The organism is Pectobacterium punjabense, assembly GCF_012427845.1.
Lineage (GTDB): Bacteria > Pseudomonadota > Gammaproteobacteria > Enterobacterales > Enterobacteriaceae > Pectobacterium > Pectobacterium punjabense.
Genome location: NZ_CP038498.1, coordinates 548225 through 574901, shown reverse-complemented (window position 1 = coordinate 574901; position 26677 = coordinate 548225). Strand labels below are relative to the sequence as shown.

21 protein-coding genes are annotated in these 26677 nt (G+C 53.4%); 13 read left to right on the top strand and 8 right to left on the bottom strand.

Annotated features, from left to right (window positions below; genetic code table 11):
• Nucleotides 1-60 precede the first annotated feature (60 nt).
• From E2566_RS02630 to E2566_RS02615, 4 genes are read left to right on the top strand one after another with little or no spacing between them, the layout of a single operon-like run.
• Entirely contained in the window at nt 61-1674 is a 1614-nt protein-coding gene (locus E2566_RS02630) for an ABC transporter substrate-binding protein (RefSeq protein WP_107170809.1), read from the top strand.
• A complete protein-coding gene (locus tag E2566_RS02625) occupies nt 1652-2611 on the top strand; it encodes an ABC transporter permease (RefSeq protein ID WP_107170808.1) in 960 nt (319 codons plus the stop codon). Before E2566_RS02630 ends, E2566_RS02625 begins: the two co-directional genes overlap by 23 nt.
• Entirely contained in the window at nt 2604-3470 is an 867-nt protein-coding gene (locus tag E2566_RS02620) for an ABC transporter permease (RefSeq protein WP_107170807.1), read from the top strand. Before E2566_RS02625 ends, E2566_RS02620 begins: the two co-directional genes overlap by 8 nt.
• Nucleotides 3467-5155 (top strand): dipeptide ABC transporter ATP-binding protein, encoded by a 1689-nt coding sequence (locus E2566_RS02615; RefSeq protein ID WP_107170806.1) that lies wholly within the window; start codon nt 3467-3469, stop codon nt 5153-5155. The genes E2566_RS02620 and E2566_RS02615 overlap by 4 nt, the downstream gene beginning before the upstream one ends.
• Before the next feature lie 59 nt (nt 5156-5214).
• Here E2566_RS02615 and E2566_RS02610 read toward each other — a convergent pair whose 3' ends face one another.
• From E2566_RS02610 to rhaS, 4 genes are all read right to left on the bottom strand, one after another.
• Nucleotides 5215-5520: a type II toxin-antitoxin system RelE/ParE family toxin gene (locus E2566_RS02610; RefSeq protein ID WP_012822278.1), complete on the bottom strand. Its 306-nt coding sequence runs from the start codon at nt 5518-5520 to the stop codon at nt 5215-5217.
• A complete protein-coding gene (locus E2566_RS02605; RefSeq protein ID WP_012822277.1) occupies nt 5508-5798 on the bottom strand; it encodes a CopG family ribbon-helix-helix protein in 291 nt (96 codons plus the stop codon). Before E2566_RS02605 ends, E2566_RS02610 begins: the two co-directional genes overlap by 13 nt.
• A gap of 103 nt (nt 5799-5901) precedes the next feature.
• Nucleotides 5902-6756, bottom strand: coding sequence for a helix-turn-helix domain-containing protein (locus tag E2566_RS02600; protein WP_107170805.1), 855 nt, complete (start codon nt 6754-6756; stop codon nt 5902-5904).
• A 24-nt stretch (nt 6757-6780) separates the two neighbouring features.
• Nucleotides 6781-7620 carry an HTH-type transcriptional activator RhaS gene (gene rhaS, locus E2566_RS02595; RefSeq protein WP_107170804.1) on the bottom strand — a complete coding sequence of 280 codons (840 nt, stop codon included), beginning with the start codon at nt 7618-7620 and terminating at the stop codon, nt 6781-6783.
• Nucleotides 7621-7988: 368 nt separating this feature from the next.
• Between rhaS and rhaB the strand changes: the two genes are divergently transcribed.
• The 7 genes from rhaB (at nt 7989) to E2566_RS02560 (ending at nt 19568) form a co-directional block, all read left to right on the top strand.
• Nucleotides 7989-9479, top strand: coding sequence for a rhamnulokinase (gene rhaB / locus E2566_RS02590; protein WP_107170803.1), 1491 nt, complete (start codon nt 7989-7991; stop codon nt 9477-9479).
• Complete coding sequence (locus tag E2566_RS02585; protein WP_107170802.1) at nt 9476-10738, top strand: L-rhamnose isomerase; 1263 nt, start codon at nt 9476-9478, stop codon at nt 10736-10738. Before rhaB ends, E2566_RS02585 begins: the two co-directional genes overlap by 4 nt.
• Before the next feature lie 4 nt (nt 10739-10742).
• On the top strand, nt 10743-11567 hold the full coding sequence (rhaD, locus tag E2566_RS02580) for a rhamnulose-1-phosphate aldolase (protein ID WP_107170801.1): 825 nt from the start codon (nt 10743-10745) through the stop codon (nt 11565-11567).
• A 138-nt stretch (nt 11568-11705) separates the two neighbouring features.
• Complete coding sequence (rhaM, locus tag E2566_RS02575; RefSeq protein WP_107170848.1) at nt 11706-12020, top strand: L-rhamnose mutarotase; 315 nt, start codon at nt 11706-11708, stop codon at nt 12018-12020.
• Nucleotides 12021-12421: 401 nt separating this feature from the next.
• On the top strand, nt 12422-13999 hold the full coding sequence (locus tag E2566_RS02570; RefSeq protein WP_107170800.1) for a methyl-accepting chemotaxis protein: 1578 nt from the start codon (nt 12422-12424) through the stop codon (nt 13997-13999).
• A gap of 560 nt (nt 14000-14559) precedes the next feature.
• Nucleotides 14560-17268: a magnesium-translocating P-type ATPase gene (mgtA, locus tag E2566_RS02565; RefSeq protein WP_107170798.1), complete on the top strand. Its 2709-nt coding sequence runs from the start codon at nt 14560-14562 to the stop codon at nt 17266-17268.
• A gap of 350 nt (nt 17269-17618) precedes the next feature.
• Nucleotides 17619-19568 (top strand): methyl-accepting chemotaxis protein, encoded by a 1950-nt coding sequence (locus tag E2566_RS02560; RefSeq protein ID WP_107170797.1) that lies wholly within the window; start codon nt 17619-17621, stop codon nt 19566-19568.
• Nucleotides 19569-19665: 97 nt separating this feature from the next.
• On the opposite strand, the gene E2566_RS02555 is transcribed toward E2566_RS02560, so the two are convergent.
• Complete coding sequence (locus tag E2566_RS02555; protein WP_107170796.1) at nt 19666-20763, bottom strand: DUF1615 domain-containing protein; 1098 nt, start codon at nt 20761-20763, stop codon at nt 19666-19668.
• 153 nt (nt 20764-20916) lie between these two features.
• Between E2566_RS02555 and E2566_RS02550 the strand changes: the two genes are divergently transcribed.
• Both E2566_RS02550 and E2566_RS02545 read left to right on the top strand, forming a co-directional pair.
• Entirely contained in the window at nt 20917-21708 is a 792-nt protein-coding gene (locus E2566_RS02550; protein WP_107170795.1) for an HNH endonuclease, read from the top strand.
• An 82-nt stretch (nt 21709-21790) separates the two neighbouring features.
• Nucleotides 21791-22828 (top strand): S66 family peptidase, encoded by a 1038-nt coding sequence (locus tag E2566_RS02545; RefSeq protein ID WP_107170794.1) that lies wholly within the window; start codon nt 21791-21793, stop codon nt 22826-22828.
• Nucleotides 22829-22984: 156 nt separating this feature from the next.
• Here E2566_RS02545 and E2566_RS02540 read toward each other — a convergent pair whose 3' ends face one another.
• From E2566_RS02540 to E2566_RS02530, 3 genes are read right to left on the bottom strand one after another with little or no spacing between them, the layout of a single operon-like run.
• Entirely contained in the window at nt 22985-24586 is a 1602-nt protein-coding gene (locus E2566_RS02540) for a hypothetical protein (protein WP_107170793.1), read from the bottom strand.
• A 45-nt stretch (nt 24587-24631) separates the two neighbouring features.
• Nucleotides 24632-25423 (bottom strand): nucleotidyltransferase domain-containing protein, encoded by a 792-nt coding sequence (locus E2566_RS02535; protein WP_107170792.1) that lies wholly within the window; start codon nt 25421-25423, stop codon nt 24632-24634.
• Nucleotides 25424-25427: 4 nt separating this feature from the next.
• Nucleotides 25428-26663 carry an RtcB family protein gene (locus E2566_RS02530; RefSeq protein WP_165800678.1) on the bottom strand — a complete coding sequence of 412 codons (1236 nt, stop codon included), beginning with the start codon at nt 26661-26663 and terminating at the stop codon, nt 25428-25430.
• Nucleotides 26664-26677: the final 14 nt, after the last annotated feature.

The window sequence follows — 26677 nt, the reverse complement described above, 5'->3', positions numbered from 1 at the left end:
TTTAGAGTAGCGAAAAGACCGCCGTGTATGGCCTCATGACATTCGTAAAGGACACAGGGAATGGAAAAAAATCATCCGCAGGTTACGACTCTCGCCGCAGGATTACTCTCATTACTCTTCGCACTCAACCCCGGCGCTTACGCGGCGCAAGGTGCTGAAAAACCAGTAGCCGGCGGCATTCTGAATGTCGGTTTGGGCAGCGATACTCCCGTTATCGATCCGCACATTACCGCCTACGGCGTGGCCGCACTGATTTCCCGTAACGTTGTTGATTCACTGGTTGGGCAAGCAGAGGACAACCGCTTTACGCCTTGGTTGGCAGAAAGTTGGAAGATCAACGATAACAATACCGAATACACCTTCCATCTGCGCAAAGATGTCACGTTCAGCGACGGCACCAAGCTCGATGCAGAAGCCGTGAAATATAATATCGAACGCATTCTCGATCCAAAAACCACCTCCAGCTACGCCAAATCGCTGTTAGGCCCGATCGACAAAATATCAACGCCGGATGACTATACCATTGTGCTCCACTACAGCTCACCGTTTGCGGCGCTGTTACAGGGGTTGAGTCTACCGTATCTGGGCATTCAATCGCCGACTTACCTGAAGAACACGCCAAACACCAGTAATACCGTGGTGGGATCTGGGCCATTTATTCTCGATTCCTTTGTAAAAGGCAGCGGCAGCAAACTGACGAAACGCCCTGATTACAACTGGGGACCGGGCTATGCAAAACATACAGGCCCTGCTTATCTGGATGGTCTGGTATTCAAATATCTGCCGGAAGCATCAGTTCGCCTTGGCGCACTAAGCAGTGGACAGATTCAGGCAATTGATGCCGTACCGCCTGCCAATTTCCCAACGGTGAAGCGTAATCCGAAACTGGAAGTCATCACCTATGAAAATCCAGGCGTTAACCGCGTGCTCTATCTCAACACCTCCAAAGGTCCTTTCCAGGACGTCGCGGTGCGTAAAGCATTCCAGAGCGCAGTAGACAGCAACGCAGCGGTAAAAGTCGCCTTCTTCGGTACGCTAAAAGCGGCCGATAACGTGCTCGGTCCAGCCACGCTGTACTACGATCCGAGCGTCGCGTCACGCTGGGGCTTTGATGTGAAAAAGGCCAACGACCTGCTGGATAACGCAGGCTGGAAACAGAAAGACAGCGCAGGGTTCCGTACCAAAGACGGCAAGCGCCTGAGCGTCAGCTTTGTCTATGCATCAACCAACGTTGAAGCAGCGGATGTCGCTCTGTTCCAGGCCGTGCAATTCCAGGTGAAACAAGCAGGCTTTGACGTCCAATTGACGCCAGTCGACGCAGGTGAATTCACCACGCGCACTAACGCTAACGAATACGACATCGCGTCTAACTTCTTCGTACGTGCAGAGCCCGATATTCTGCGTACCGTCTTTGATTCGGCCTATGCGCCACCGAACGGCAACGGTTTTACTCGTATCAGCGTGCTGGATGATAAGCTGAGAAAAGCCATCGGCGCAGGCGAAGCGGAACGTAAACAGCTCTATACCGAAATACAGCGCGAAGTCATCGATCAGGCGTATGTCGTTCCTTTGTACGTTCCTGCTTATCAGCTCGGCTTGTCCAAACAGGTACAGGGCATAAGCTGGGCCACCAACGCAAAACCGAATTTCTATGATGTCTGGATTAAACGTTAACCTGCTCGCGTTAGGCAAACGTCTCTTCACCATTCTGGCTGTGCTCTGGGGCGCAGCCACATTGACGTTTATTGCCGTCAAACTGATCCCCGGCGATCCCGTTGCCATTCTCAGCGGCGGCGAAAACGTGGTGGATGCAGCCTATCGCGCCGTGCTCATCAAACAGTTTGGCTTGGATCAACCGCTGTGGGTGCAATATCTGCGCTACTGCGGGCAGGCGCTACAGGGTGATTTTGGCGTCAGCTATCTCTATCGCCAACCTGTCGGCTCCGTCATCGCAGATGCCATGCATCAAACCCTGCCGCTGGCATTTGGTGGTTTGGTATTGGCCCTGTTCCTCGCTATCGTCAGTGCGCTACTCACCGCAGGTCGCTATGGCGTGTTACGCAGCGCCGTATCGTGGCTGGAACTGACGCTGCTTAGCACGCCAGTCTACTGGATCGGTATCGTGCTACTCAGCCTGTTCAGTTTTCGCCTGCAATGGTTCCCTGTCACCGGCAACGACGGTTTTATGTCGTTGGTATTACCGGTGATCACGTTAAGCCTGCCGATTGCCGCTATTCTGAGTCAGGTACTGCGTGATGGTCTGGAAGATGCGTTATCCCAGCCGTTCTCGTTAACCGTTCGTACTCGCGGTGTCAGCGAAATCCGACTGCGTTTCCGCCACGGTTTACGCCATGCGTCACTGGCCGCTTCAACGCTGACCGGTACGTTATTAGCAAGCGTGCTGGGGGGGTCCGTACTGACTGAAACCGTGTTTGGCCGCGCCGGTATCGGACAGGTCACGCTGAGCGCGATTGAAAACCGTGACATGCCGCTGGTGCTGGGTGTCGTTATGCTGTCCGCGTTCCTTTTCGTCGTCATAAATTTGCTGGTGGATGCGCTGTACCTCATCATCGATCCCCGCTTACGCAAGAAGGCGAGCGCCCATGAGTAGTGAACCCATGCCCTACACGCAGACACCCTCAAGAAAAACCTATCGCAGCCCGTGGCTGAGCACCGCGACGCTGCTGCCCGCCGCTATTGTTTTCCTGCTGGCGCTGGCGGTCTTTTTTCCGTCACTGTTTACCAGTCGCGCCGCAGATGAAATGGATATGGGCGCGGTATTTCAGTCACCGAATGCCACTTATTGGTTTGGCACCGATCAGTTGGGGCGCGACATTTTTGCCCGCATCGTGCACGGCACGTCACTGTCGTTAGGTATTGGCGTCGGTGCGATGCTCATCGCCTGCTTCGGCGGCGTGCTGTTTGGTACGCTGTCGGTGCTCGCCCCGCTGCGTATTCGTCAGGTTTTGGTGCGCCTACTGGACATCATGCTGGCGTTTCCCGATCTGCTGCTGGCGCTCTTGGTGATCGCCGTGCTGGGACGTGGGCCGGAAAACACCATGCTGGCCGTCGGCTTGGCAGGCATTGCTGGCTATGCCCGTCTGATTCGTTCTCAGGTGCTACAGGTCAGGTTATCTGGCTATGTCGAGCATGCGATTGCGCTGGGTGAACACCCGTTATATATCGTCTTCCGCCATATCATTCCCAATACGCTGCGCCCGCTGCTGATTGTCGCCACCATTGGCGTCGGGCACGCCGTACTGTCAGCCTCAGCGCTGAGCTTTCTGGGGCTGGGCGTCGTCCCACCGACCGCAGAATGGGGCGCACTACTCGCCGACGGGCGTAATTTCCTTGATATCGCACCGTGGGTCAGCCTGCTACCCGCCAGCGTCGTCGCGCTGTCGGTGATTTCCATTACCGTGCTCGGTCGCCGTTTACAGGCTATTTTGGCAAAAGGAGAGGCCCGATGAGCCTGAACACACCTTCTCACCCCTCTTCAGATACACCGGCGAAGACGCCGCTGCTGCGCGTGGACAGCTTGAGCGTGACGTTTCCCAGTCCCTTCGGTCCGATTCGTTCGGTTAAAAATCTCTCTTTTCAGGTCAATGCCGGAGAAATTCTGGCGTTAGTTGGCGAATCGGGTTCAGGGAAATCCGTCACGGCACGTACGCTGGTGGGATTATCCGGCGAAGGCGTCGATGTTCAGGCAAATGCGATTGAACTCACGCGCCATGATGGCAGCCTATGCGATTTACGCTATCTGACCGATCGCGACTGGCGTGCGATTCGCGGCCGTGAAATTGGTTTTGTTTTGCAGGATGCACTGGTGTCTCTCGACCCGCTGCGCAAGATCGGGCAGGAAGTCGCCGAACCGATTCTGACCCATCGCTTATTGCCTCGCCAACAGGTTCCCGCACGCGTAGCCGAACTCCTGAAACAAGCGGGCATCCCTGACCCAGAAAATCGAGCTGCACAGTACCCCCATGAGCTTTCCGGCGGCCTGCGTCAACGCGCGTTGATTGCTTCCGCGTTGGCAGCGGGTCCACAGTTGCTGATTGCCGATGAACCGACCACCGCGTTGGATGCTACGGTGCAGAAGCAGGTGCTAAAAGTCTTCACCGCATTGGCACAAGCGGGTCACGGTGTTCTACTGATCACCCACGATCTTGCCGTTGTCGCAGACGTCGCGGATCGCGTTATCGTCATGCAACAAGGTTCGCTGGTTGAAGGTGGCGAGGCACGGCAGATCCTGTCTGCGCCGACGCATCCCTATACCCGCAAACTGCTGGCGGCAATCCCAACAGCCTCCACGCGTGGCAAATGGCTGGCTGGAGCCGATCCATTACAGGGCGGTATTGCACCATCGCTGACAACCGATCGCATCAACACCGACACGGTAGCGCTGACGGCGGATCGGATTGCCGTATCATTCAAACGCCCGGACGGCAGTCGGATGCAGGCGGTGAATCAAGTTTCTCTTGAGATCAAACGTGGTGAAACACTGGGTATCGTCGGGGAGTCCGGTTCAGGTAAAACCACGCTGGGGAAAGTCATTCTGGCACTGCAAAAGCCGGACAGCGGCGACGTCCAATTAGCAGACAGCGCCTGGAGTACACTGACAGAACGCGAGCGCCGACCGCTGCGTGCGCGCATTCAAACCATCACGCAAGATCCACTCAGTTCTTTCGATCCGCAATTTACCGTCGCACAGATTCTGAACCAGCCGCTGCGTTTGCGCCGCGATCTGAGCGAGGATGAGAAACAGCGTCGTATTCTGACACTGCTGGAATATGTCGGGCTGACACCCGACCTGCTAGCCCGACGTCCTAGAGCACTGTCTGGCGGACAACGTCAGCGTGTATCCATCGCACAGGCGTTGGCTTCAGAGCCAGAAATTCTGATCTGCGATGAGCCAGTATCAGCGTTAGATGTCACCACACAGGCGCAGGTGCTGGATTTGCTGGTCGCGTTGCAACGCCAGTTGGGGCTGACAATGCTGTTCATCTCCCACGATCTGGGCGTCGTGCAGCACATGAGCCACCGTATCGCGGTAATGAAAGACGGGGATATCGTAGAAACGGGACCGGTCGAGCAGATCTTCAACCAGCCACAGCATCCTTACACGCGTTTATTGCTCTCGACGGTGGCGGAATAGCGCTGTTGACGTGTAGTGGCACGCTAAATTTGGCGAATGGGTAATCTCAGAGGACAGGATTAAGGGTTTTGGTAACCGGCTTCTTTTTGATGCTTGACGGTCAGGATCACCACTCTGTCAGTCAGTTCATCATGGCGGTAAAGCATCACGTACCCGCTGCTGCCGAATTCGATCACCAGTTCCTGATATTCAAGAGGGAGATGTTCAACGGGTCGCCCGATATTCGGCAGCGCTTCTAACTGACGAATGCCCCGAATCAAAACTTCAGCGGCCTTTTTCGCAGCCAGCGCATTTTTGTTTTTTAGAAAATCCTGCAGACGCTGCAAATCACGTCTTGCGCGTTCTGAAACAATCACTTGTGGCATGCAGGCGCATCCTGTTCATGCCCAGAACCCCAGGATTCTAACCAGGTGACCGTCTCATCAGCGGTGATGTGTTCGCCGGTGTTCTGGTATTCCTCCCACGCGGCCAGCGCCTCTTTACGGTACTGACTGCGTTTTTCTTCACGCTCCACGTATTCGGCGATGGCTTCCAGCATTAGCGCATGGGCTGAGCTATGGCGGTCATCGGCCAACGTTTTCAGTCGTTCTTTAATGTCCTGATCGATGCGCAGCGTCGTGGTTTGGCGTGGCGTGTCAGCCATGATGTGCTCCGATTAATATCACTGGTGTCACCAATGATATTAACCCCGAACGATGCAGGTGTCACTATGGCTATACAACGTTAGAACAGGACAAAAAGCACAGTCACTCCGCATCCAGAAAGCGCTGGCGGTAGGCGCTGGGCGAAACACCGAACGCCTGATGGAACACGACAGAAAAGTAATTGCTGTCTTCAAAACCGCACAGTGCCGCAACTTCACCAATCGTTTGCAAATCATAACGCAGCAACTCCATCGCCTTGCATAGCCGTAGCTGACGCAGGTAATGCGGTACGCTCATGCCCGTTTGTTCTTTAAAGCGCGAACGCAAACTGCGGGCGCTAAAGTGGTGCTGTTCGCAGAAGGCTTCAAAACGGAACGGTGCGGCAATACTGGCGCGTAGGGCATTCATCAACATATCTAGCTGGTGGGCATCCGCCAATTGCGGATTATCCGGCGTGTGGCGATAGCGCGCTGCCAGCAAAGCGATCTGCAACAGCAGCGCCTCACTCAGTTGCAGCGACAATGCATCCGATTTCATACACTCCTGCGTCAGCGCATCCACCTTCTCACGAATGGTATCCATACCTTCTGAGCCCAAACACCAGTGGCGCTGGCTTTGCGGATGCTCTCCGCCCGGCAGTAACGTGTGCCAGTCGGCGGATAACGTCAGGCGATTGCGAATATAGAGAATGTTGTCCAATTCAAGCTCGTGGACGGATTCATAGCTGTGACGATCGTGCGCGGAAATATAGAACATATCGCCGCGGGTAATACGGTAAGGCACATCATTCCAGAGATGTAGCCCATTGCCACGCCAGACAATAACCAGTTCGTCAAAATCATGATGATGCAGCGGAAACACCGGCTGCGGGTGCCGTTCGGCAACCATCACGGCATTCTTGTCAGTGAGGAAATAGTCTTCAGTCTGTAATTTCAAACCCCGTATTGCTGTCGCCATTTCCTCACCCGCAGTGACTATTGCCTACTCTTCACGAGAAAACGCCTGATGGCGTAGTGATTTGGGCGCCTGCGAGAATGCCTTGCGGAATTGCGTCGAGAAGTGATTGCTGTCGCTAAATCCACAGGCGTGCGCAATGGTGGTGATCGAGTCATCACTCTGCTGCAACCGCCGACGTGCCTCCAGCAATCTTAACCGATTCAGATAGCGTTGTGGTGTCATACCCGTGTGTTGTTTTAGCTGACGGTGCAATGTACGCAGCGGAAGCGAAAACTGATCGGCCAGACCGCCCCAGTTAACCTCTTCACTGTAATTATTTTGCAGCCAGCCCAACAGCGCCTGCACTCCCTGACGCTCGGAACCGTTACCCTGCGTTTGGAAACAGTGCTGACGCAGCTGCACCAAAATTTGCAGAAACAGGCTCTCGCTGGCAGCAATCGCTTCCGGCGCATCGCTCTGCGCCAGTTCCGCCAGGCTGTTCAGCGATTGCTTTAACTGTTGCATTCCCACCACATTCACCTGCCACTGCCCTTGCCACTCGCCATTTGGACCATACGGCAAAAATGCGGCGATATCAGACAGGAAGCGAAACCCGCGCGGCGAACGGTACAACATGTTGGTCAGGCACAATCCTTCTACATCTTCGAACAGATGCCGATCGTTATCGCGAACAAAGAACACCGTCCCGCTACACAGTGCGTAGGGTTGGTCGTTAAATACATGGACGCCAGCGCCCTGCTCCACCAGCACAATTTCCCAGAAATCATGATAATGCTCAGGAAAGGCCGTCTGTGGGGTACGCGGCTCTACCGCGACCGTCACGGCACGCGAAGTAAAAAAATCATCACCACGAAGTAACGTCATTTCAGCTCTCCATTCAGCCTTTGGCAAAAATGCGACCTTTGAAAAATACAGCCGTTGAAAAAGGCAGTCTTTGAAAAAGAGTAGTCATAAGCCACAAAACCAGCCTTCAAATACCGTCACCCACGCGCCGTCTGACTGCACTTTTTTTAAGATCGCTCCGCCTAATTGATTGAAGTGTGGCAAGGATCACACGGCGTTTCCCCTGATTTTTTCATGGTTATTCTCTGAGTAATTTCCCAGATTGTGAGCCCTTTCACGGTCAGCTTTGTCATTTTGCCAATCGCCTGTTACAGGTGGCACTCACCGGAAGGTGGCTTCTGTTACCGATCCTTACACTGCAACACATTCAACGATAAGGAGTGGCGGCTATGGCGGTGAAGAATATCGTGGCGGTGGATTTGGGCGCATCCAGCGGTCGGGTGATGCTGGCGACGTTCCATACCGCAACGCAGCATCTGACGCTGAAAGAAATTCACCGTTTCAGCAACACGCTGATTTTTCAGGACGGTCATCACCAGTGGGATCTGGCCACACTGGAACACGACATTCTTACCGGATTACACCAAATTGATGCTACGGGTCTCGCCCCCGATAGCATTGGGATAGACAGTTGGGGCGTGGACTATGTGCTACTCGATAAAAACGGACAGCGCGTCGGCCTACCGTATTCTTATCGCGACCATCGTACCGACGGTGTGATGGCTGCCGTCACCGCAGAGCTGGGCCGTGAGGCCATCTATCAACGTACCGGCATTCAGTTTCTGCCGTTCAATACGCTGTACCAGCTCAAAGCGCTGTGCGACATGCCTCCCGACGATCGGGATCGAGTAGAGCATTTGCTGATGATCCCCGACTATTTTCACTATCGCCTCACGGGTCAACGGGTCTGCGAATACACCAACGCCAGCACGACTCAACTGCTCAATCTGGAACAGAAAACCTGGGACGGCGAACTACTGGACTATCTGGATGTGCCGCGCCGCTGGTTGAGCGATCCCGTGCAGCCGGGGCACGCCGTCGGGAATTGGGCCGCGCCGAGCGGGCGGCAGATTCCCGTTACCGCCGTCGCGACGCACGATACCGCCAGCGCGGTAGTCGGTGCACCGTTGCAGAGCCGCGACAGCGCCTACCTCAGTTCTGGCACGTGGTCGCTGATGGGCATCGAGAGCGACACCCCGTTTAACTGCCCGCAGGCGCTAGCAGCCAATATCACCAATGAAGGTGGCGTAGACGGCACCTATCGGGTGCTGAAAAATATCATGGGCCTGTGGCTGCTACAGCGCGTTTGTCAGGAGCGTGGCATCAAGGATTTAGGCGCATTGATTCAGTCCGCCGCCGCTCTGCCCACTTTTGTTAGCCTCGTTAATCCTAATGACGAACGCTTTATCAACCCACCGTCCATGCATCAGGCAATCCGTGACTATTGCCGTGAGCACGGTCAACCCATTCCCCAAAGCGATGCCGAGCTGGCACGCTGCATTTTCGACAGCCTCGCCTTGCTCTACCGGCAGGTCGTGCTGGAGTTGGGCGAATTGCGTCATGCGCCAATCCGCCAGTTGCATATTGTCGGCGGCGGCAGCCAGAACGCGTTTCTGAACCAACTGTGTGCTGATGTATGCCAGATCCCGGTTCTCGCCGGGCCGGTCGAAGCCTCTACGCTCGGCAATATCGGCTGCCAATTGATGGCGCTAGGTGCTGTCACCGACCTTACAGCATTCCGTCACATGCTGACTCATAACTTCCCTCTGCATCGCTATACCCCGCGTGCAGAGAGTGATTTTGCCGGGCACTGGCGTCGCTTTCAGGCGCTCAGCCAGCCAGAAACCGCCCCACAGGGCAAAAAGGAGACTACGCAATGAGCACACCAATTGAAACCGCATGGCAGTTGGCAAAAGCGCGTTATGCCAGCCTGAATATTGACGTAGAGGCCGCGCTGGAACAGCTCGACCAGATTCCGGTGTCAATGCATTGCTGGCAGGGCGATGATGTGGCCGGATTCGAAAACACTGGCGGGCCATTAACGGGCGGTATTCAGGCCACCGGCAACTACCCCGGTAAGGCAAGTACGCCGGATGAACTGCGTGCCGATCTGGAGCAGGCATTTGCATTGATCCCCGGCCCCAAGCGGCTGAACCTGCACGCTATCTATCTGGAATCCGCACAGCCTGTCGCCCGTAACGAAATTGCCCCAGAACATTTCAGCTCTTGGGTTGCGTGGGCTAAACGCCACCAGCTTGGGCTAGACTTTAACCCGACCTGCTTTTCTCATCCGCTGAGTGCAGACGGCTTTACGCTGTCACACCCAGACGAAAAAGTGCGCCGCTTCTGGATTGAGCACTGTCAGGCAAGCCGTCGGATTTCTGCTTACTTCGGTCGCGAACTCGGTACACCGTCAGTCATGAACATCTGGGTGCCGGACGGCATGAAAGATTTAACCATCGATCGTCTGGCGTTCCGCCAGCGGCTGCTCAGCGCACTGGATGAGGTCATCGCCGAACCGCTCGATCAGGCACACCATATCGACGCCGTGGAAAGCAAGCTGTTCGGGATCGGCGCGGAAAGTTTTACCGTCGGCTCCAGCGAATTTTGTCTCGGCTACGCAGCCAGCCGCGGCACCGCACTCTGTCTGGATGCCGGACACTTCCATCCGACGGAAGTGATTTCCGACAAGATCTCCAGCGCGATTCTTTACGTCCCGCGCCTGCTGCTGCACGTCAGCCGCCCGGTGCGCTGGGACAGCGATCATGTCGTGCTGCTGGATGACGAAACGCAGGCTATCGCTCACGAGATCGTGCGCCATAAATTGCTTAATCGCGTCCATATCGGGCTCGATTTCTTTGATGCCTCAATCAACCGCATCGCGGCCTGGGTCATCGGCACGCGCAATATGAAGAAAGCTCTGCTGCGCGCGCTGCTGGAACCCACGGAAACGCTGCGCACATTGGAGCAAAACGGCGATTACACCGCACGTCTGGCGCTGCTGGAAGAGCAAAAATCGCTGCCGTGGCAAGCCGTGTGGGAGCACTACTGCCAGCGTCATGACGTCATCCCAGGCAGCGACTGGCTGCAACAGGTACGTCAGTATGAAGAAACTATCCTCACTCAACGTCAAGGGTAAGACTATGCAAGCAATTCTCTCTTCCTGGTTTGTACAGGGAATGGTTAAAGCCACCAGCGACATGTGGCTCAAAGGCTGGGACGAACGTAACGGCGGTAACGTCAGCCTGCGCCTGACGGCTGAGGATGTGACGCCTTATGAAAGCGATTTCTATCCGCAGCCGCGTCATGAAGCGCTATCACAGCCAATGCCAGAACTGGCGGACTGCTGGTTTATCGTTACGGGCTCCGGCAAGTTCTTCCGCAACGTTCAACTGGACCCGGCGGATTCACTGGTAGTGTTGCAGATCGATAGCGACGGCAAAGGCTACCGCATCTTCTGGGGGCTGACCAACGGCGGGTTGCCAACCTCTGAACTGGCCTCGCATTTCCAGTCGCACATTGTGCGCATGGGTGTGACCCATGGACACGATCGCGTCATCATGCACTGCCACGCGACCAATCTGATCGCCCTGAGCTATGTGCTAGAACTGGATACCGCCAAGTTCACCCGTGAGCTATGGGAAGGTAGCACGGAGTGTCTGGTCGTCTTCCCTGACGGCGTAGGCATTGTGCCGTGGATGGTGCCGGGCACCGATGCCATTGGCGATGCCACCTCCGAGCAAATGAAGCGTCATTCGTTGGTACTGTGGCCATTTCACGGCATTTTCGGTACTGGCCCAACGCTGGATGACGCCTTCGGCCTGATCGATACTGCCGAGAAATCCGCCGAAGTTATGGTGAAAGTCATCTCGATGGGCGGTAAGAAACAAACGATCTCTACCGAAGAGCTGATCGCACTGGGTAAACGTTTCGGCGTCACTCCGCTGGAAGCCGCGCTGCGCGTGTAGTTTAGATAATACGTGTAGTTTAGATAATACGTGTAGTTCAGATAATGCATAGGCGCATACAACATTGCCTTCAATCTCACAACGCCACGGCATACCATCGTGGCGTTCTGTTCTGCTAACGATGATGAGGACGCAGCCATGTTGCGTAAAGCTTTTGTGATGTCGGTTTTTCCTGACTGCCACGACGAATATCAGCGTCGTCATAACCCGATCTGGCCGGAATTGGCCGAGGTGCTGAAAAACCACGGGGCGCACCACTACAGCATTTTTCTAGACGAGCAACGCAACCTGCTCTTCGGTTATGTAGAAGTCGAATCCGAAGCGCGCTGGGAGGCGATTGCGCAAACGGAAGTCTGCCAACGCTGGTGGAAACACATGAGCGACGTGATGCCCGCCAACCCCGATAACAGCCCGGTCAGCGCTGCACTGAAACCTGTGTTTTATCTGGACTGAGTAATGCTTTGAACTAAGAATAATCCTGCGGAGGTAATATAATAAATATATTACCTCCGTAATTTGATGAATAAATTCTGTTACAGACAATTGTTATTTTAAAAGATATAAATAACTATAGATTGTTGACGATAGTCACATTTTATTTATCCTATTTGTGAATACCCCTCTTTATATCAATAATAAAAACATTTATTAAAATAATTTTTAACCCTCCATTATCAGGGTAAATATATTATCAATTTTTGATTTATCAGGATTTAGTGTTGACATGTTAATGCAGGGTGACATTAAACTCCATTTATTCATTAAGGCCAATTTATCGAATTCCGTATTATAAAGATCTTATTTTCTTTGCCGTTATCACTACTACCTTCTCTATATAATCAATAAGAATAGCGATGAAATTTTCTCAACTCACAGTGCTTTCCAAGTTATTACTCGGCTTTTCCGTGCTGATAGCAATGATGTTGCTATTAGGTGTGGTTTCACTACTCCAGCTTAGCGTTAATAATAGTCGTATTGATGAATTAAGCAGCAGCAGCCTACCCGGCGTACGATATAGCCTGGAAATGCGCGGTGTGCTGTCTGAAACACGTTTACAGCAAGTACAGTATATTGACTCAAAAACGCCTGAGGAGCGTGAAGGTCACCGTAAGGAACTATTGCAAAACGCCGATGCCTTCCTTACTGCGTTTAAGAACTATCAAGCGGTTGCCAGCAATGAGGATAAAAAAGCACTGATCAAGGTGATTGGCGAAAACTTCTCTGCTTTCAACTCAGTCAACGCCACGCTGATTGACATCGTGAATCGGGGCGATTTGGAAGAAGCCAGCAAGATCAGCGGCGCAAGCTCTGGCAAATATCGCGGCCAGCTCATGAAAGACCTGGCGAAACTCGTCGAGATGGAAATCGCCACAACAAAAACTATCGTAGACAGCGCCGAAACGACATACCGTACCTCACAATACTACGTGTGGGGGCTGCTGGTGTTGGCTCTGCTGGCAACCATTGCTATCGCGACGATTATTTCACGTAATATTTCTCGTCAGCTCGGCGGCGATCCTCATTACGCACAAGAAATCATGACCGAGATCGCGTCCGGTAACCTGACAGCAAAAATCCAGTTGCGTCAGGGCGACAACTCGAGTCTGCTCGCGTCAATCAACCACATGAACCAACAGTTGATGAACATCGTGCATACCATCATGAACGGCAGTGAATCCATCTCGCTGGCATCCAGCGAAATTGCTCAAGGTAACAGTGACTTGTCACAGCGTACCGAAGAGCAGGCTGCTTCGTTGATTCAGGCATCGGCCAACATGCAGCAGTTGACACACACCGTGCGGCAGAATGCGGATAACGCTAAAGAAGCCAGCCAGTTGGCGCAGCAAACGTCGGAAACCGCCTCTCAAGGTGGGCTCATCGTGGATGATATGCTTAAACGTATGCACGAGATCTCCGACAGTTCACAGAAAATTGTCGATATTATCGCCGTGATCGAAGGTATTGCCTTCCAGACGAATATCCTGGCATTGAATGCCGCAGTAGAAGCGGCCAGAGCAGGAAGCGAAGGGAAAGGTTTTGCCGTTGTGGCTGGCGAAGTTCGGACGCTGGCACAGAAGAGTGCCAACGCCGCCAAAGAGATCAAAACGCTGATTGAAGGTACCGTGGAGAAGATCACCGACGGTTCCGCACGGGCAGATAAAGCCAGTCAGGCGATGTCGGAGATTGTGCAGTCGGTGAAAAAAGTGACGGATATCGTGGCGGAAATTTCTCAGGCATCCAACGAGCAGCATATTGGCATCAAAGAGATCAGCGTCGCGGTAGAACAAATGGATCGAGTCACCCAGCAGAACGCCGCGCTGGTGGAAGAATCCGCCACGGCAGCACATGCCATGACAGAACAGGGCGAACAGCTGCGCGATGCCGTTCGTTTCTTCAAAGTTAATCAGGACCACATGCTGAGAATTCATTAATTCGCAGCAGCCCCGCTGGCTACCCGGCGGGGCGACCATTTGTTTCTAACTCATTTGTTTCTCATTCATTTCTTTTCCGACCTCTCTCCGCCGTGCAGTACGCCACCGTAACACCCGCTGATTGGCAACAAGCCCCTCTGATGTCACTCATGAGTAAACGTTGACGTGCGGTTTAGGCAAACTGAGTTATGGTTGCACCACTAAACTATGTACTTTGTTTCTACGTACTCTGTTTCTACGTACTCTGTTTTTACGTACTTTGTTTTTACGTACTTTGTTTTTACGTACTTTGTTTTTACGTACTTTGTTTTTACGTACTTTGTTTCGCAAACCGACAACTATTTCGCTACATGGCGATAAGGAGACAACATGGACGAGCACCCTAGATGGCCCGGTGAACCGCATCCGTTAGAATAAGGATCGTCTTCTTCCCCGACCTCTCTGTTCTCTCGCCTGCGCCGTTTACCTCCCTTAATACCTTCATTTTTTCCGCTTTACGTCCCTTTATCCGGGATGCGCGCCCGTACGCGGCGGACAGGCAACATTAAGAGAGCAGTATCATGACCGATATGATCACGCAAACGGGGCATCATCACGCCCGTAAGACCCCCACGGCCACCTTTGCGATTGCCCGTGAAGCGCAAAACAGCCTCGACCAAACGCTGGCTAACCTGAATACCCACCTGCACGGCTTAAGCCATGATGATGTCATTGAGCGCCAGCAAACCTATGGCGAAAACCGCGTCGCCCATGAAAAAGCGCCACACGCACTGGTGCAGCTAGCCGCCGCATTTAATAATCCGTTTATTTACGTGCTGATGGCGCTGGCCGCTATCAGCTTTTTCACCGATTACTGGCTACCGCTGCGTGACCATGAAGAGACGTCGCTTACTGGTGTTGTCATCATTCTGGTGATGGTTAGCCTGAGCGGTCTGCTGCGCTTCTGGCAAGAGTTTCGTACCAATAAAGCCGCAGAGGCGCTGAAATCCATGGTGCGCACAACGGCCACCGTCCTACGACGCCCTCACGCCAGCGCCACTGCTGTCATGCAGGAAATTCCTCTTCAACAACTGGTTCCCGGCGATATCCTGACCCTCTCAGCCGGCGACATGGTGCCTGCGGATATCCGGCTGGTGGAATCACGCGATCTGTTCGTCAGCCAGGCAGTGCTGACCGGTGAATCGCTGCCGATCGAAAAATACGATGTCTTCAGCGATATCAGTGCCAAAGGCTGTCAGCCCACTGGCGGCGGAGAAAGCGACCTGCTGGCGTTATCCAACATTTGCCTAATGGGAACCAACATCTCCAGCGGCACGGCGACGGCAATCGTGGTGGCAACCGGCAGCCATACCTATTTCGGTTCGCTGGCAAAATCCATCGTCGGCACGCGTTCCCAAACCGCCTTCGATCGCGGCGTCAATAGCGTAAGCTGGCTGCTGATCCGCTTTATGATCGTGATGGTGCCTGTCGTACTACTGATTAACGGCTTCACCAAAGGTGACTGGATGGAGGCCAGCCTGTTTGCACTGGCGGTCGCGGTCGGCCTGACGCCGGAAATGCTGCCGATGATTGTTTCTTCCAATCTGGCAAAAGGCGCGATCGCCATGGCGCGACGCAAAGTGGTGGTCAAACGGCTGAACGCGATTCAGAACTTTGGTGCGATGGATGTGTTGTGCACCGATAAAACCGGCACGCTAACGCAGGATCGTATCATCCTTGAGCATCACCTCAATACGCAGGGCCAGGTCGATGAGAGCGTGCTGCAACTCGCCTGGCTTAACAGCGCGCATCAGAGCGGTATGAAAAACCTGATGGATCAGGCCATCATGCAATTTGGTCGCCATAATCCTGCCATTGCCGCACTGGGCCGCTACCGCAAAATCGATGAGCTGCCGTTTGATTTTATCCGCCGCCGCCTGTCCATCATCGTGGCCGATGAGCACAACCAACAGCGCCTGATTTGCAAAGGTGCGGTAGAAGAAATGCTGGCCGTTGCTACGCATGTCAGTGAGAACGGGCAGCGGCATGAACTGGACGACGAGCGCCGCCACACGCTGAAAAAACTGGCAGAAAGCTACAACCAGCAAGGGTTCCGCGTGCTGATGATCGGCACACGCGAACTGAGCCCAGTGGGCAGCACCCTGCCGCTCAGCGCCGAGGATGAACGCGATCTCACCCTCTGCGGCCTGCTGACGTTCCTCGATCCGCCGAAAGAAAGCGCCTCTGCCGCGATTCGCGCCCTGCATGAAAACGGTGTGGCCGTTAAAGTCCTGACGGGCGACAACGCGATTATTACCAGCAAGATCTGTCGCGATGTCGGGCTGGAACCGGGTGAGGTACTGGAAGGGAATGCTATTGATGCGCTTAGCGATGAACAGCTCGGCGTACTGGTAGAACAGCGCACCATTTTTGCCCGGCTGACCCCGCTACAAAAATCCCGCGTGCTGAAGGCGCTGCAAGGCAATAATCATACGGTTGGCTTTTTGGGCGACGGCATCAACGATGCGCCCGCTCTGCGCGATGCCGATATCGGGATTTCCGTCGATACCGGCACGGATATCGCCAAAGAATCAGCCGATATCATTCTCTTGGAAAAGAACCTGATGGTGCTGGAAGAAGGCGTCATCAAAGGGCGAGAAACGTTCGGTAATATCATCAAATACCTGAACATGACCGCCAGTTCCAACTTCGGCAACGTGTTTTCCGTGCTGGTCGCCAGCGCCTTTATTCCTTTCCTACCGATGCTGGCGATTCATCTGCTAATTCAGAACCTGATGTACGACATCTCTCAGTTGTCGCTACCGTGGGACAAAATGGATAAAGAGTTCCTGCGCAAACCCCGCAAATGGGATGCTAAAAACATCGGGCGTTTCATGCTGTGTATTGGACCGACGTCATCGATTTTTGACATCACAACCTACGCACTGATGTGGTTCGTGTTTGCCGCCAACAGCGTCGAGCATCAGGCGCTGTTCCAGTCAGGCTGGTTCATTGAGGGGTTGCTGTCACAAACGCTGGTGGTGCACATGCTGCGCACCCAGAAGATTCCGTTCATTCAGAGTACGGCGGCGCTGCCAGTGATGTTGATGACCGGACTGGTGATGGCGCTGGGCGTCTACCTACCCTTCTCTCCGCTGGGGCCGCTGGTCGGCTTGCAGCCGCTGCCGTGGGAATATTTCCCTTGGTTGGTCGCCACGCTGATTGGCTACTGCACCGTCGCTCAACTGGTCAAGCGCGCCTACATCCGCCGCTTCGGCCAATGGTTCTAATCCTTTCGTCACATCTTCACGGCGGGCGCGCTATTACCCGCCGTATCACGATACGGCTCACAGTAATCCAGATAGCAAAAATACCAGCATCAAGGCAAAAAAACGCATACCACCTTAGATGTACGATAAGTTAAAGATCTCATTGCAAAAAATCACATAACCCATTAAATAATAATAAATATATTTTCATCAATATGGTGGTATTCGAAATAGGCGTGATTTTTTTAAGGGAACGATGAAATCAATGCTAAACCATTGTCCCATTACGCCGAAACTAAAATAAACCCCTGTCTACTTTTGCACACTGCACATGTCAGATACGGACGGATTGCAAGCAATGGAGCATATCTATGAAATCCCTACATCACATATCGATCCGTAGTAAGTTCATTTTGGCTCTCCTACCGCCAATCCTTGCCCTGTTGTGGTTCAGTTTTTCCGGCGTGGTGGAGCGACGCAGCACGGAAAATGAAATGGTCCGCATGGCGAAACTGATTACGCTGGCGCGCGATGCAGGCGAGTTCGCCCACCAACTCCAGCGCGAACGTGGTTTGAGTGCGGGCTATTTTGGCAGTCAGGGGAAAAATTTTGGTGCAGAGCTCACTACGCAGCGGCAAGCGACCGATCGGGCACAGCAGGTGCTGGAGCAAACCACCGCTAACCTAAGTCAGGACGAACTGGGGTCTGCCGTTAGCGAAGAGCTTGGTAAAATCGCGCAGAAAGTACAACAAATCGGCGAACATCGCCGTAATGTCGATAATATCTCGATCTCTGTTACCCAGGCGCTCGGCTACTATTCCGATTCCGTCACCTATCTGCTGAATATTGTCGGAGATATGACCCATCTGGTCAGTGACGGCGGCATTGCACAGCGGCTGGCGGCCTACTACAACCTGCTGAACGTCAAAGAACAAGCCGGGCTTGAGCGCGCCGTACTCTCCAACACCTTCTCTGCCAATAGCTTTGCTACCGGGATGTTCGAGCGTCTGAACCAAATGGTGGGTAAGGGAGAGGCGTATATCACTGCCTATAACATGTTCGCCAATATCGAGCTGCGCAAGGCTTTCGAACAGGCTCTTAATAACCCTTCCGCCCAGAGCGCGCTGCAAATGCGCAATAAGGCCATCGCTTCCCCTGGCGGTAATTTTGCGATTGATGCAAGCCAGTGGTTTAACCAGCAAACAGCAAAAATAGATGAGTTGAAAAAGGTTGAACAGCTCGCCGCCCACGATCTGGCTACACAGGTTAACACCTTGGCTGCCGATGCACGCCAGTCTTGGATTAGCTATTTAGCAGGAGCTCTGGTGTCTCTGCTGATGGCGATCGGCCTGGCCTTAATGATTATGCGCAGCATCAACGAACAGCTTCAGCAAACGCTGACGACCATTCGCGAAATGGGCGGGGATCTTACGCGCCGTCTACGCGTACCGGGAACCGATGAGCTTTCGCAGTTGAATCAGGCGTATAACGCCTCATTGGAAAACATCGCCGATATGGTGGTAAATATTAAGCGCAGTTCACAGACCATCGGGCGTGCAAGTAGCGAGATCGCCAACGGCAATCAGGATCTGGCACAGCGTACCGAAGAGCAATCCGCTTCACTGGTGCAAACCGCTAGCAGCATGGAAGAAATCACCGTCACGGTAAAACAAACCGCAGACTTTGCCGGGCAGGCACGTCAGTTGACGACAGAGGTAGACGATCAGGCTCACCGCGTCGGAACCATTACCGAATCGGCCAGCAGTGCGATGGAAAGAATTCAGGATTCCAGCCAGCGCGTAAACGCAGTCGTTGCCGCCATTGATGCTATTGCCTTTCAAACTAACCTGCTGGCACTGAACGCCGCAGTTGAAGCTGCACGGGCGGGACAGCATGGCAGAGGGTTCTCCGTTGTTGCTGCGGAGGTTCGTCAACTCTCGCAGCGTAGTGCAGACGAAGCGGGCAAAATCCGTGCGCTCATCGCCGATAGCATTGCCAGCGTCAGTGAAGGGACGAAGCTGGTCAACCAATCGAACCGGGGGATCAACGACATCGTCACCGGCACGCGTAAAGTACGCGATCTGGTGAATGAGATTGCGGTTGCTGCCGATGAGCAGTCGCTGGGCATCGCGCAAATTAACGAAGCACTCAGCCAATTGGAGATGGTCACGCAGCAAAATGCGACGCTGGTTTCTCAGGCTTCCGTTGCCAGCCAATTACTGGATGAACAGGCAATTGAAATGGAATCGCTGGTCAGCCGCTTCAAGGTTGACGATAGCGCACCACAGCAGCCTTTACCGCACACGCTGTTATCAAGGTAGCGGGGACGATACCGTTCGAGAAGAGCAGACCACATCGCCTAATGGTCGGCCTGCCCTTTCCACATTGTGATACTAACGCCCTCACTGAGGGCGTTGCCTATTTGGCTCTCACCAGGCACCGCTGACGGCGCTCATCAACACGTTGGGCAAACCATGCCGTAGTGAGTTTGCGGGTGATTTTCGGACTTTCCAGCGTAATCCCCGGCAGGATGGCGCGCGGCGCTTTCGTGCCCGACTTATCCACTAGCGCAAAAACGCGTTCATACAGGCTGGTGTCTTCAAAATCGAGGCTATTGCCCTTCTCCAGCGCACGACGAATTGCACTCTCGCTCATGTCCAGACGTTTCCCCAACGCACGCACCGCTAGCTCCGTAGCGCTGGCTTTATCCGAACGGTAGTTGATTAAATCGCCATCCAGCGCCAGCTTAATCCCTGTCAGACGACTCACGGCACGCTGGAACGCCGCGTTCCGGCTGGCATACCGTCCTGCGTTGAAATCAGCGAACCGATAAATGGACTGCGGATAATTTGCTGGATAGTTCAGCAAGTGTTTGATGCCAAAATACATCCCACCGCGACGACTAAACACTTCCTGCCGAAGGGTGCCGTCCATGGTATACGGATAGCCTCTCACGTTAGCTTCAGCAAAGGCGATGCTCACCTGCATTGGCCCACCGGTATGCACCGGGTTTAGCCGACCAAACAGCGTCTGCCCCATCGGTACCATGTCGATGAAATCATCAAAGATCGCGCTGAGCTCTTTTTCTGTACGCACTTTATCGAGCCGCTCGCTGTAGCTTTTTCCGTTAGGGGATTTGATGAGCAGTGCGGTACGCACGAGAAACGCCGGTACATGAACTTTCTCTGCACGGCGGTCAATCTCCTGCCAGGCTATTTTCGACAAATTCGGCACCTGCGGATCGGCATTAAACGTCGACTCTTGTTCGGTTACGGCCAGTACCGAACACAGGTTTTCATTGCTGGGATCGAGTCCCTGCGTGGTGAACGCCGTGGCGATGTCGGTCGCCCAACCCTGACGATCTTTCACGTTGTCCGGCAGCAGCTTGAGTACCTGAGCACGAACATCCTCAGGCCGCGATTCCGGCAGCGTCGCGGTCTTGCTAGAACAGCCCGCCAGCACCAGCAGAGCCAATGCGCATAGGGGACGAAACAAGGGAATAGAAGAACGGGGCATAGTCTCTCGGCGTCATAATAGGAAGGCTGTCAGAACGTTAGCGCAGCCCGCGGCAATTATCCAGCCGGAGGCAAGCGCATGCATTTTACCGGCTGACCTGGCATAGTTAACGCTATCACTAACCCGACGCGCTAACGAACGGACAACACACGCATGGCTGCTACCAACCATTGGACGCGAGATCAGCTACTGATCGCCTTCACCCTGTACAGTCAGCTACCGTTTGGCAGGCTGCATTCGCGTAACCCCGATATCATTCACTATGCTGGGTTGATTAACCGCACGCCTTCCGCACTGGCGATGAAGCTAGTTAATCTGGCTAGTCTCGATCCGTTTATTATCGATTCTGGACGCACCGGTTTGCGTGGCGCGTCCAACGCTGACCGCGCGCTGTGGAAGGAGATGGGCAACAATCCTGAGTTATTTGAACAGCAGTGCCAGCAGGCGATGGTATCGCTCGAAACAGGAGCGGCGGAAGCGACAGCAGTACCAGCACCGTTCCAAGCCAACGACAGCGAAATCCCTGATTATCACGGCGGAGAACGCCTTACACAGGTAAAAACGCGCATTGGTCAGCAGCTATTCCGCAAACGCGTACTCAGCAACTACGGCGAACGCTGCTGCGTGACTGGATTGGAAGAGCCCGCGCTACTGGTCGCCAGCCATATTCAACCGTGGAAAACAGCGGCAGAATATCGCCTCGATCCCAGCAACGGTCTCTGTCTGTCCAACCTGCACGACAAAGCCTTTGATATGGGACTCATCAGCTTCAATGATTCGCTGGAAATGCTGCTTTCTCCACGCATCAAAAAGCTGAAAAGCGCCGTCAGTGACGTCAACTTTGCCCAGTACGAAGGTAAGCAAATTCACCTGCCAGACGCCTACCCGCCCGACCTGTCACAAATGGCGTACCACCGTGAGCATATCTTTTTGGGGCAGGGGTAATCACGTCATATTACCAAATAAATCTGGTAGTTAAGTTTAATTTATGGACTATGGATTGCCTTGAAGATAAGGATTTAACTACATGAGTATCCGCTTCCCCCCCAAACTGGTTCCAGGAGATCTGATTGCTATAACTGCGCCATCATCTGGTGTCCCTCAACATTTGCATGCTCGACTGGAACTCGCCATAAAAAACCTAAGGGCAAAAGGATTTAGAGTCCGTGAGGGGGAATGCTTACGCACCCAGCATAAAAATAAAAGTGCCAGCAAAACGTCACGAGCAAAAGAGCTGATGTGTTACCTAACCGACCATGAGGTAAAGGCCGTTATGCCACCATGGGGAGGTGATTTGGCCATCGAATTACTTGAGCTACTAGATTTCAATCGGTTAGCAAAAACCGAACCTAAATGGTTTGTTGGATTTTCAGATCTCAGTACATTTCATTTCCCACTGACTACGCTTTCTGGTTGGGCAACGGTACATGGACCTAACCTCATGGATCTTGGTGCCAAAGAGCTAGATCCCACCACGCAAGCCATATGGAATATTTTGGAGAGCGACCGGGGAACGGTAGTTAAACAACACGCATCAACTGCGTTTCAAATTGATGAAAATCAATGGGGTACCGCAACCGATGCGGGTTTTAATCTGACGCAAAAGACAAGGTGGAAGCACCTTGATGGAACCACTTCTTCTGCCTATTTTCAGGGACGCCTAATTGGTGGATGCCTGGATATCATATCAAGGTTAGCGGGTACCCCATTCGGTAACCTATCTTTGTTTAGGGCACAGCATCACGACGAAGGAATCATTCTGTATTTTGAAAACGTGGAAATGAACCCTTGTGAGCTAACGCGAGCATTATTTAGCTTACGCTTACAGGGTTGGTTCAATGACTTGAAAGGTGTTCTGATAGGCAGAAGTGCAGCACCAGACGTAAGTGACCCCACACAACAACATTATTTAGACGCTTTACGTTCTGCTCTCGGGGATCTCACTATTCCTGTGCTGTATGATGTGGACATTGGCCATATCCCCCCTCAAATGTCACTCGTCAATGGTGCAAGAGCGAGTGTGGTATTCACTGAAAATGGCGGCTCCATCACTCAGTTGTTGTAAATGAAAAGATGGGCATCGCCATAGCAACGACGTTGCCCAATACAAATGCAAGCAAATTCACCTGCCAGACGCCTACCCACTCGACCTGTCACAAATGGCGTACCACCGTGAGCATATCTTTTTGGGGCGGGGTAACATCAACACGGGCAGATCCTCTTAGCCCTTCATTGCCTCAAATACGGTTGCGAGGGCGCTTAGGCGTTCTCGTACCTGCTCATCAGGCTCTTGACGCAAGCATTCAACAATACGCTGCGCAATCGCGTCATCCCACGTAGGCCAAACTTCCAGCGCATTAATCGCCATGTGACGATTACGGACCACTGGGCTTTGTAAACCAACCTCGAGTAATGACCATCCCATCCCCGGAAATCGTTTCAAGTCCTGAAGCACAAAGTCCAATGCGTGATGCTGCCGATATTCAGGTCCCATTCCCATGCAGTTGTCTGGCCCTGAAGCAATGCTTTGTAAATCCAACTGTTGTTCCGCCAACGTAACAACATTGGCAACATAGTCAGGATTATCCGTCTGCATCAGCTGATACCAGTTATCGTCCTGAGGGTTATCACGCTGTCTGGCATAAATAAACATCCAGGGATCGCTATGGCGTAAACGGCTGGCTGAAAGCGCAAGATTAAAGTGGTACTTATCCTCCCCCTCAAGACAATCGGCAATAATGCTCTCCCATTCTGGCCGGTCCAGTAACCGCGTTGTTCGATCAATGAGTTCACTGCACTGTGCCGATTCCCAACCCCCCTCTTCACTTTGCTGCTCAGAAGCAAAACGGCAGATATCGCTTATCGCCAGATAGTGGCGAATATCACGCTGAAAGCTTGCCTGCATTTGCTCAAGATATCGCTGGCAAGCTTCTGCGCCATCAGGATAGTCCTGCATATCCTGAGCGGGTCCACCATTGATTAACGCCTGTAGAATTTCCCCAGCCCCCAACAATAATGGCGCATCGTTTTCTTGTTTAAGCGCGTCAACCAGTAACCCCTTTGTCGCACAATGCCACGCCGTATACTCATACATCACCGCATTGACATAACCTTCACGTAATAACCAGTCACGCGTCGCTTTGGCTACGGTTTCTGGTAAACGCTCAATCAGTTGAACACGTCCCCAGCCACCCACACGTTTCGCTAAAGCCAGACTCTCACGCTCATATTCATCACCGTCCAGAATCGCGCCGAGTGCCACAATCGCATAGAGCGTCAATTCATCATGAGCGCCCAGGACTTTCAATATTTGCACACTGTTCTGCGTAGGGAAAAAGGCCAGCAGAGCCATCGCAAATTTTACGACATTCCGATCGGGGCTTTTCATCGCCAGCCATTCAACCAGTCGGCATAATGCTTCAGCGGGAACACGCTGATCTTCCGCTATTATTTCCAATAACGCATCAATGTAATCCAGCGGTGAGTCACCCTGTAGCAGGTGATAAAGCCGCGCCATATTCTCGTGTTCAGGCCGAGCCAGTACCGCTTCAAGCGCCTTAACAATCGTTTCTGCGGATGACGCATCACCTGATGACCTAAAATGGTGCCCCATCGCGCCATCAAGTGCCCCCGCCGACCAACGGATCTCGCCCTTTTTCACGGGTAACTCATCCGGTAATGTCTGTGCGCTATCCGGCAAAATCTCTCCAGAATCCACATAAGGTGCAAGCCAGTCATAAATCGATGGCCGCGTGCGTTCCCACGTCACCGGAAAAACAGGGGCATTTCCCTTACCCAATAAACGGGCTAACCATGTTTTCATTTTTTATCCTTAATATCTTTTCTCTGACGGCAGGAACATAGCCAATTACGCCATCACCGTCCGGTACAGCAGCGCATCCAGCATCGTGTCGTCATCGGACTTACTGTCTGGCAATACCACGAGGCTATCGGCATCGTTCAGCATCTGCGTGATAAACGCGTGGATCACTTCCCGTCGAGGGCCGTATTCCGCCTCACCTGACCGTTGCTTTATCTCCAACAGTTGATGAACTTCAGCCAACAGGCGCGGATCGTTTACCGTTCCCGCAAGCAACTGCGAAAAGCGCATCGGCGGCATGCCTTTACCCGCTTCTATCCAGCGCACCGCCAGCAGTGGGCGTAGCACATAGAAATATTTTTTGAGGCGTACCGTCTCGTCTTGCAAATAACCGCGAAAGTTTTTACGCGCCATCGACAGATAGTGCCAGCGAGCCTTGGATGGCGAGAACCACGTCGGCACCGCCGCCCGCAGTTCAGCCGTAGCATCCCGATCTTCCTGATAGACTACGGGCGAATCCAGCCATTCGATCAGCGTCGGGTTAGCCCGTTTGAGCAGACCAAGTGCTTTACGCCATTCCCAACCGCAGACGTCCAGCTCATCATCGATAGGCAGCTCTATCACATCGCGCTGTGCTTCGACACGTAAATACCACTCCGGCCGATGCACGTAGAGAAAGCGCACGTCGTAGTCGCTATCTGGGGAGGCAAATCCCCAGCCACGGCTCCCCGACTCACAGGCATACAGCACCTTCACCTGATAACGTTCTTCCACATCCTGTAAGACTAATTTTATCCGCGTCCGCATAGCCGCATCGACGCGATAATCCTTTTCCATCATGATCTTATCCTTTCACGCACACCACCTGACGCAGCGTGTGCACAATTTCCACCAGCGATGACTGCGCCGCCATCACCTTATCGATATCTTTGTACGCCATCGGGATTTCATCGATAACGTCGCTGTCTTTTCTGCACTCAACGTGTGCGGTCGCGCGGATCTGATCTTGCACGGTAAAACGTTTTTTCGCGGCGGTACGGCTCATCGTTCTTCCCGCACCGTGGCTACAGGAACAGAAGCTCTCTTCGTTCCCCAATCCGCGCACAATGAAGCTCTTCGCCCCCATCGACCCCGGAATGATCCCCATCTGACCTTTCTGCGCCGACACCGCCCCTTTACGGGTGATCAGCACCGATTCACCAAAGTGCGTTTCGCGCTGCACGTAGTTATGGTGGCAGTTCACGCCTTCCTGCTGAGTGGTAAACGGCTTCGTCACAATACGGGACAACGCCGCCAGCGTATGCGACATCATCACTTCACGGTTATGACGCGCAAAATCCTGTGCCCATTCAACCGCTTCGATGTAATCATCAAAGTGCAGGCTTCCTTCCTCGAAATACGCCAGATTACGGTCCGGCAGATTCGCAATGTGCTGCTGCATATCTTCCTGTGCCAGCTTGATGAACAACGACCCTATCGCGTTCCCTACACCACGCGACCCGCTGTGCAACATCACCCACACGCGATCCACTTCATCCAGACAGATTTCAATAAAGTGGTTACCCGTTCCTAACGTTCCCAGATGCTGATAGTTGTTGGTTTTCAGCAACTGCGGATATTTATCCGTCAAACGCTTAAAACGCGGTTCCAACAGCGACCAGTGTGTATCCACCGTCTGCGGCGGGTTCTGCCAGGAACCGACATCACGTTTGGAACGCGTGACGCTACGCCCGTGCGGCACCGCCTGTTCAATCGCGCTACGCAGCCCCAGCAGGTTATCCGGCAGGTCGCTGGCAACCAGTGACGTACGTACCGCGATCATCCCACAACCGATATCTACGCCGACCGCCGCCGGGATAATCGCGCCACGCGTCGGGATCACGCTACCAATCGTCGATCCTTTTCCCAGATGCACATCCGGCATCACCGCCAGATGTTTAAAAATGAACGGCATTTTGGCCGTATTCAGCAGTTGATCGCGAGCTTCCGGTTCCACAGGCACGCCCTGTGTCCACATTTTTACCGGTGCGCTATTCACGGGTGACATCATGTCGTAATCCTGCGTTTTCATCTCTTCCATTTTTTCTTCTCTTT

Coding starts and splice junctions, on each gene's coding strand:
- E2566_RS02630 (WP_107170809.1), top strand. CDS start 61: ATGGAAAAAAATCATCCGCAGGTTACGACTCTCGCCGCAGGATTACTC.
- E2566_RS02625 (WP_107170808.1), top strand. CDS start 1,652: ATGATGTCTGGATTAAACGTTAACCTGCTCGCGTTAGGCAAACGTCTC.
- E2566_RS02620 (WP_107170807.1), top strand. CDS start 2,604: ATGAGTAGTGAACCCATGCCCTACACGCAGACACCCTCAAGAAAAACC.
- E2566_RS02615 (WP_107170806.1), top strand. CDS start 3,467: ATGAGCCTGAACACACCTTCTCACCCCTCTTCAGATACACCGGCGAAG.
- E2566_RS02610 (WP_012822278.1), bottom strand. CDS start 5,520: ATGCCACAAGTGATTGTTTCAGAACGCGCAAGACGTGATTTGCAGCGT.
- E2566_RS02605 (WP_012822277.1), bottom strand. CDS start 5,798: ATGGCTGACACGCCACGCCAAACCACGACGCTGCGCATCGATCAGGAC.
- E2566_RS02600 (WP_107170805.1), bottom strand. CDS start 6,756: ATGGCGACAGCAATACGGGGTTTGAAATTACAGACTGAAGACTATTTC.
- rhaS (WP_107170804.1), bottom strand. CDS start 7,620: ATGACGTTACTTCGTGGTGATGATTTTTTTACTTCGCGTGCCGTGACG.
- rhaB (WP_107170803.1), top strand. CDS start 7,989: ATGGCGGTGAAGAATATCGTGGCGGTGGATTTGGGCGCATCCAGCGGT.
- E2566_RS02585 (WP_107170802.1), top strand. CDS start 9,476: ATGAGCACACCAATTGAAACCGCATGGCAGTTGGCAAAAGCGCGTTAT.
- rhaD (WP_107170801.1), top strand. CDS start 10,743: ATGCAAGCAATTCTCTCTTCCTGGTTTGTACAGGGAATGGTTAAAGCC.
- rhaM (WP_107170848.1), top strand. CDS start 11,706: ATGTTGCGTAAAGCTTTTGTGATGTCGGTTTTTCCTGACTGCCACGAC.
- E2566_RS02570 (WP_107170800.1), top strand. CDS start 12,422: ATGAAATTTTCTCAACTCACAGTGCTTTCCAAGTTATTACTCGGCTTT.
- mgtA (WP_107170798.1), top strand. CDS start 14,560: ATGACCGATATGATCACGCAAACGGGGCATCATCACGCCCGTAAGACC.
- E2566_RS02560 (WP_107170797.1), top strand. CDS start 17,619: ATGAAATCCCTACATCACATATCGATCCGTAGTAAGTTCATTTTGGCT.
- E2566_RS02555 (WP_107170796.1), bottom strand. CDS start 20,763: ATGCCCCGTTCTTCTATTCCCTTGTTTCGTCCCCTATGCGCATTGGCT.
- E2566_RS02550 (WP_107170795.1), top strand. CDS start 20,917: ATGGCTGCTACCAACCATTGGACGCGAGATCAGCTACTGATCGCCTTC.
- E2566_RS02545 (WP_107170794.1), top strand. CDS start 21,791: ATGAGTATCCGCTTCCCCCCCAAACTGGTTCCAGGAGATCTGATTGCT.
- E2566_RS02540 (WP_107170793.1), bottom strand. CDS start 24,586: ATGAAAACATGGTTAGCCCGTTTATTGGGTAAGGGAAATGCCCCTGTT.
- E2566_RS02535 (WP_107170792.1), bottom strand. CDS start 25,423: ATGATGGAAAAGGATTATCGCGTCGATGCGGCTATGCGGACGCGGATA.
- E2566_RS02530 (WP_165800678.1), bottom strand. CDS start 26,663: ATGGAAGAGATGAAAACGCAGGATTACGACATGATGTCACCCGTGAAT.